This window comes from Paraburkholderia sp. (assembly GCF_034668105.1).
Lineage (GTDB): Bacteria > Pseudomonadota > Gammaproteobacteria > Burkholderiales > Burkholderiaceae > Paraburkholderia.
The window spans coordinates 1-6,319 of sequence record NZ_JAXDPY010000676.1; the positions used below are offsets into that span (position 1 = coordinate 1).

General features: G+C 60.0%; 6 protein-coding genes and 1 pseudogene. 6 read left to right on the top strand and 1 reads right to left on the bottom strand.

Annotated features, from left to right (window positions below):
* Positions 1-115, top strand: a pseudogene (locus tag QOC89_RS29880) (ABC transporter permease); the annotation flags it as partial.
* A 100-nt stretch (positions 116-215) separates the two neighbouring features.
* Positions 216-1,223, top strand: a complete 1,008-nt coding sequence (gene rhaS / locus QOC89_RS29885; protein WP_323048335.1) for a rhamnose ABC transporter substrate-binding protein — start codon at positions 216-218, stop codon at positions 1,221-1,223.
* Between the two features lie 395 nt (positions 1,224-1,618).
* Here rhaS and QOC89_RS29890 read toward each other — a convergent pair whose 3' ends face one another.
* Positions 1,619-1,933 (bottom strand): DUF6566 family protein, encoded by a 315-nt coding sequence (locus QOC89_RS29890; protein ID WP_323048336.1) that lies wholly within the window; start codon positions 1,931-1,933, stop codon positions 1,619-1,621.
* Positions 1,934-2,196: 263 nt separating this feature from the next.
* Between QOC89_RS29890 and QOC89_RS29895 the strand changes: the two genes are divergently transcribed.
* The 4 genes from QOC89_RS29895 to QOC89_RS29910 form a co-directional block, all read left to right on the top strand.
* On the top strand, positions 2,197-2,394 hold the full coding sequence (locus QOC89_RS29895) for a hypothetical protein (RefSeq protein ID WP_323048339.1): 198 nt from the start codon (positions 2,197-2,199) through the stop codon (positions 2,392-2,394).
* 39 nt (positions 2,395-2,433) lie between these two features.
* The gene (locus QOC89_RS29900; RefSeq protein ID WP_323048337.1) at positions 2,434-2,814 is read left to right on the top strand and encodes a TraR/DksA family transcriptional regulator; all 381 of its coding nucleotides are present in this window, start codon (positions 2,434-2,436) and stop codon (positions 2,812-2,814) included.
* Positions 2,815-2,925: 111 nt separating this feature from the next.
* A complete protein-coding gene (locus tag QOC89_RS29905) occupies positions 2,926-5,733 on the top strand; it encodes an ATP-dependent Clp protease ATP-binding subunit (RefSeq protein ID WP_323048338.1) in 2,808 nt (935 codons plus the stop codon).
* Positions 5,734-6,158: 425 nt separating this feature from the next.
* Positions 6,159-6,319: cytochrome ubiquinol oxidase subunit I (locus QOC89_RS29910; RefSeq protein WP_323048340.1), on the top strand; the 161-nt coding region annotated here is incomplete at its 3' end.

Below are 6,319 nucleotides of genomic sequence, written 5' to 3' on the forward strand. Positions count from 1 at the left end.
GACGATCGTCACGGGCGTGCTGCTGCTGGCATCGGTGCTGATTCCCAACCTGGTCGCCCGCTGGCGTGCGGCGCGTGACCGGCGTTTCATCGCGAAGTCCGCTTCTTCTTTATAACGTTCTCTTAAAACCCGATCCCCAGCAATACCAGACACCGAATCCCCGATACCTACAACCCGGACAGGTTTTCGTCCAACAACAAAGCAGGAGACGCCTTATGTTCAATCCTCTACGTCACACCGGCAAAGCTGCGCTGTGCATCGCCCTGGTTGCGCTCAGTTGTGCCGCGTCGGCAGCGGGGCTGAAAAGCGGTCTGAAGATTGCTTTCGTGCCGAAGCAGATCAACAACCCCTATGAAGTGATTGCCGACGACGGCGGCATGGCGGCGATCAAGGAATTCGGCGGCGTGGGCAAGGTCGTGGGGCCCTCTGATGCCGGCGCGTCGTCGCAAGTGCAATACATCAATACGTTGATTACGCAGCGGCAGGACGCCATCGTGATCGCGGCCAACGACGCGAACGCCGTCGTGCCGTATCTGAAGAAAGCGATGTCGCAAGGCATCAAGGTCGTGACCTTCGACTCGGACACGGCGCCCGAAGGCCGTCAGTTGTTTGTCAACCAGGCGAACGCAGAGGGCATTGGCCGGGGTCAGATCCAGCTGGTGTCGAAACTGATGGGCGGCGAGGGTGAATTCGCGGTGCTGTCGGCCACGCCGAATGCAACCAATCAGAATACGTGGATCAAGTGGATGCAGGAGGAGTTGAAAAAGCCGGAGTACTCGAAGATCAAGCTCGTGAAGATCGCGTACGGCAACGACGACGACCAGAAGTCGTTCGTCGAAACGCAAGGCTTGCTGCAGGCATATCCCAATCTGAAGGCGATCGTCGCGCCGACTACGGTCGGTATCGCGGCGGCGGCGCGTTACATCTCGTCGTCGTCGAGCAAGGGCAAGGTGCAGGTGACCGGCCTGGGCACACCGAACCAGATGCGTGCGTTCGTCAAGAACGGGACGGTTAAGGCGTTTCAGCTTTGGGATCCGAACCAGCTGGGCTATCTGGCGGGTTATGCCGCCGCGGCGCTGGCGTCGGGGACGATCAGCGGCAAGGAAGGCGAGTCGTTCGATGCCGGCAAGCTGGGCAAGCGCACGATCGGACCGCAAGGCGAAATCATTCTCGGACCGCCGACCACGTTCGATTCGAGCAATATCGACAACTTCAATTTCTAATCAATGCGCCTTGTGTGGCGGCGCCGCGCGTCGCTGCTCAAGGATCGCTTCTATCCGCCAGAAAGCAGGTACGGGATATGCACGGCAGGCGAGCCGTCCGGACTTCGCTTGCCGATCTGCATGTGGCGTCCCCTTGAACTTTGGACTGATACGATAAATTGGCAAATTTACCTTGGGCGTAGTTGGCCTGAACTGCTATCTTGAGTAAGAGTCGTTCGGATAGCAGGGAGTTGTTGACATTCCTCGGCATGGTCAAAGCAAATCTGACTGAGCACACCCGTCGATTGATATTCGAGCAACTCAGCGAGGATCTGTCGACACTCCATGCGAAAGAAATCGAAGCCCATCTGCGGCGGCACTGACTGGCCGCCTTTGGTGCTTTTGGGTGACGAGTCTTATGCGCTGGTTTCGGAGCCGGGCGGTTCTTCGACATCGCGAAACCAGGTTTCCGCGTGAGCGCGCTCGGCAACCCAGGAGCGGGACTGCGGCGTGTTGAACTCATGGTCGATGAACCGCCGCCCCCATTCGATCCCGTCTCTTATCGCCTCTTCTTCAGTGAGCCACTCGGGTTGCACGGTCGCGGGGCGAACACTGACAACCGTGCGATCGCCGCGAGTCACACTCACGCTTGCGATCCAGGCATGGCGCTGGTTGCGCTCAGGCTGCACCGCGATCTCAAACTCGCCGTAAGAAACAGTGCTTGCTGGCATCGTGTTCTCCTTTGCAGTGTTCGACGGGGATCCGTTCGCAATCCGATGCGTCATCCTGAACACCATCATGCCGCAATTCCAGCATTCCGGCGTGCGGATCTCAACGCGCAATGGCAATCCGGTAGACGTATTTCACCCATATCTGGCATCGGAGAAAACGGGCGTTCACATCCTCGCGACTTGCTCCTAGACTTCCTGTGTGGGGGGCACGCGAGGCGCCCTATTCTCGATTGACGGGAGGATGCATGCATGACGGGTTGAAAATGCAGGAATTCGATTTCTACCTCAACCTGAAAAAGCCGACGCTCGGACTCTATGTGCGCAAGGGCGCGGGGCTTCCTGACCTGGTTGACACAAGTGACTGGCAATTCAACGGACCCGTGTGGCAAAGCGAGCTGACACCCGACATTCTGAAAGGACTAGAGGCCAACGGCCACGCGTTTCAGGAGTTGGGCGGGTGACTTTTGACATCACACGTCGGCCATGCCGAGGAGAGGACCATGTCGGAGCAACAGGGCAAATTGAGTGATGAATTCATTGCACAGCAACGTCAGCGCCTCGAAGCGTTGCGCCGGCAACTGCTCGGCGGAGAGGAAAACACGATCGCGAATCAGCGGACGGCCGAAGAAGAGCACGGCGAGGAGGCCGAGGAGTTCGAGGACGAGGCGCAGGGAATGGCGCAGAGCGAGATCAATCAGGCGCTGCATGACGTGAACGACCAACGCGTTAGCGATATCGAGCGCGCGCTTGAGAAGATCGACGAGGGGACCTACGGTCTCTCCGATGCCAGTGGTGAGCCGATCCCGAAGGCGCGTCTCGAAGCCGTACCGGAAGCGATACTCACCGTTGAAGAGCAGGGTAGCCGCGAAGCCGGCAAATGACGGCTTCCAACGGGCACCCAGCGTGTAGCGACGTGTCTCGAATCTGCTTTGTACAACCCTGCGATTTACGGCCGCGAGGCCGGATGCCTTAACCGAAAAAGGTGACTCTCGATGCCCGCCCTCTGCGAAATCTGTAATGCCCGTCCCGCTGTCGCCCGTGTGACCGTTGTGCAAAACGGCGAACGGAAAACTTTATCGATTTGCGACTACGACTATCGGCAATTAATGCGGCACCAAAGCATGATGAATCCATTCGATTCCCTGCTTGGAGGAGGCGGCTTGTCGCGTTTCCTTGGCGGCCTGGGAGGCGGCGGAGCCGAAGATGGCGATGAAGACGATGACGCCGGTTACGAGGCCGAATTGCCACGTGAGTCGGTCGATGCAACCGATGCTTTCAGCGAGCAAACACTAGAGTTATTGCAGCGCGCCGCGGAAAAGGCCCACGAGCTTGGCCGCAACGAACTCGACACTGAACACCTGCTTTACGTGCTCGCGGACGCCGACGTGTGCGCCGCGCTGCTAAAGGAGCTCAAGCTCTCACCACAAGATATCAAAGCCTATATCGACCAGCACGCGCAAAAGGGCACCGCCTCACCCGATGCGCCGATCGAGAAGATGACGATTTCGCCGCGCCTGAAAAAGGCGTTCCAATACGCGTTCCAGGCATCGCGTGATTTGGGGCATTCGTATGTTGGCCCGGAACATCTGCTCATCGGCCTTGCGGCGGTGCCGGACAGTATCGCGGGCGCGCTGTTGAAGAAGTATGGCGTGACGCCGGAGGCGTTGCGGCAGAAGGTCGTGAAAGTGGTCGGCAAAGGCGCGGAGGACGGCCGCGTCGACACGCCTACCGGCACACCCACGCTCGACAAGTTCGGGCGCGACCTCACGGCGATGGCGCGTCAGGGCAAGCTCGATCCGGTGCTCGGCCGCGCGCAGGAAATCGAGAGCACGATCGAAGTGCTCGCGCGTCGCAAGAAAAACAACCCTGTGCTGATCGGCGAGCCGGGTGTCGGCAAGACAGCGATCGTCGAAGGGCTGGCGCAGCGCATCATCAACGGTGACGTGCCCGAGGTTCTGCGCGGCAAGCGGCTCGTCGAGGTCAACATCAACTCGATGGTGGCCGGCGCGAAATATCGCGGCGAATTCGAGGAACGCGCCAAGCAGTTGATCGACGAGGTCACGGCGAAGCAGGACGAATTGATCCTGTTCATCGACGAACTGCACACGATCGTCGGCGCGGGACAAGGCGGTGGCGAAGGCGGCCTCGATATTGCGAACGTGCTGAAGCCCGCGCTTGCGCGTGGCGAGCTTAGTCTGATCGGCGCTACGACGCTCAACGAATATCAGAAGTACATCGAAAAAGACGCCGCGCTCGAGCGGCGCTTCCAGCCGGTGTTGGTGCCCGAGCCGACGGTGGAGCAGACCATCGTGATTCTGCGTGGGCTGCGCGACAAGCTCGAGGCGCACCATCAGGTAACCTTCGCTGACGATGCGTTCGTTGCCGCCGCCGAGCTGTCCGATCGCTACATTACGTCGCGCTTTTTGCCGGACAAGGCCATCGACCTGATCGACCAGGCGGCGGCACGCGTGCGTATCGGCGCGACCTCGCGACCGGCGGCGATCCAGGAGCTCGAAGCCGAAATCGCCCAGCTCAAGCGTGAGCAGGATTACGCGTCCTCGCGCAAGCGCTTCGACGAGGCGAAGAATTTCGAGGCGCGGATCGGCGAAAAGCAGGCGAAACTCGACGAGCAGATGGAAGCATGGCAGCGCAAGACCGGCTCGGAAACACTCGAAGTGACCGTCGAGTCCATCGCCGAAGTCGTGTCGCGTCTCACCGGCATTCCGGTCACGGAGCTCACCCAGGAAGAGCGCCAGAAACTGCTGGATATGGAGAACAAGCTGCGCGAGCGCGTGGTCGGCCAGGACGATGCGGTGACCGCCGTGAGCGATGCCGTGCGCCTGTCACGTGCGGGGCTGGGCCAGGCGAACCGGCCGATTGCAACGTTCCTGTTCCTCGGACCGACTGGCGTCGGCAAGACCGAACTCGCGAAAGCGCTGGCGGAAACGGTGTTCGGCGACGAGCAGGCGGTGGTCCGTATCGACATGTCCGAATACATGGAGCGTCACGCGGTTGCACGGCTGATCGGCGCGCCGCCGGGTTACGTCGGTTACGACGAGGGCGGCCAACTGACCGAGCGCGTCCGGCGTCGCCCGTACAGCGTGATCCTGCTCGATGAAATCGAGAAGGCCCATCCGGACGTGAACAACGTGCTGCTGCAGGTGTTCGACGACGGGCGGCTCACCGACGGCAAGGGCCGCGTAGTGGACTTCAGCAATACGATCATCATTGCGACGAGCAATCTCGGCGCCTCGATCATCATGGACAACCTCGAGAAACCCGACGCGGATCGCCAGTCTGAAAAAGCGATCCGCGAGGAATTGATGGGCGTGCTCAAGGGACACTTCCGGCCTGAATTCCTGAACCGGATCGACGAGATCATCGTCTTCCACGGGCTCTCGCGCGACAACATCCATTCAATCGTGCAGATCCAGCTCGAACGGGTGGAACGCACCGCGGCCGCCCAGGATATCACGCTCAAGATAGACGAATCCGTGATCGATCATCTCGCCGATGCCGGCTATCGGCCGGAATTCGGGGCGCGCGAGTTGAAGCGCCAGATTCGCCAGGAACTGGAAACGCGGCTCGCGAAGGAGATGCTCGGTGACCGGCTGAAGTCGGGCGATACCGTCGACGTCAGTTATGACAAGGAAAGCGGCGAAGTGAAGTTCAGCAAGAGCGAGGCGCCGCCGACGCCCAAGGCGACAGGCGCAAAGAGTGGCAGCGGACGCGCGAAGAAAAAAACCTCCAAGGAAAGCAGCAGCCCCGAGCCAGCAGAAAGCGCGGACGCGAAGAAATGACGTATCCGGCGAACTGGGACAAGCCGCCGCGTCATCGTTGACGATGTGCGGCCTCTGAATCTGAAGACCGGTTGAAACAGGCGGCGGTATCGCTGCACTTGTACCGTGCATGGCCGCCGCTGTTCAGTTGTTCCTCTCGCGACGCATCTCTTATATTCCGACTGGCCATACTAGCGGGACAAATCACGCGTGCGTGCTGGTGACATGCGGTGACATGCCACCACGCATGCTCGCGGCACCACGAATCCGGGCTGGCGGCAATTGCATACCCGCAGGCGTCTCACACCTACGCGCGATTTCTGATTTCCCCCGTTTTTATGCAGACCTCGCGTTATCGCGCTACGATGTGCCGCGTAGCCGTTCCGTCGCCACATGGTGTCCGTCTTTACGCACATGCCGTTGCCACTCGGAGCCGTTGATCGATCATGGAAATCTTCGATGCATTCCACCTTGCCAGGTTGCAGTTTGCGTTCACGGTTTCGTTTCATATCATGTTCCCCGCGATCAGCATCGGCATGGCCAGTTTCCTGGCCGTGCTCGAAGGGCGTTGGCTGCTAACGGGCGACATCGCCTACAAGGACATGTT

Excerpts from the sequence above, each read along its gene's own strand:
- rhaS (WP_323048335.1), top strand. The coding sequence starts at position 216 with ATGTTCAATCCTCTACGTCACACCGGCAAAGCTGCGCTGTGCATCGCC.
- QOC89_RS29890 (WP_323048336.1), bottom strand. The coding sequence starts at position 1,933 with ATGCCAGCAAGCACTGTTTCTTACGGCGAGTTTGAGATCGCGGTGCAG.
- QOC89_RS29895 (WP_323048339.1), top strand. The coding sequence starts at position 2,197 with ATGCAGGAATTCGATTTCTACCTCAACCTGAAAAAGCCGACGCTCGGA.
- QOC89_RS29900 (WP_323048337.1), top strand. The coding sequence starts at position 2,434 with ATGTCGGAGCAACAGGGCAAATTGAGTGATGAATTCATTGCACAGCAA.
- QOC89_RS29905 (WP_323048338.1), top strand. The coding sequence starts at position 2,926 with ATGCCCGCCCTCTGCGAAATCTGTAATGCCCGTCCCGCTGTCGCCCGT.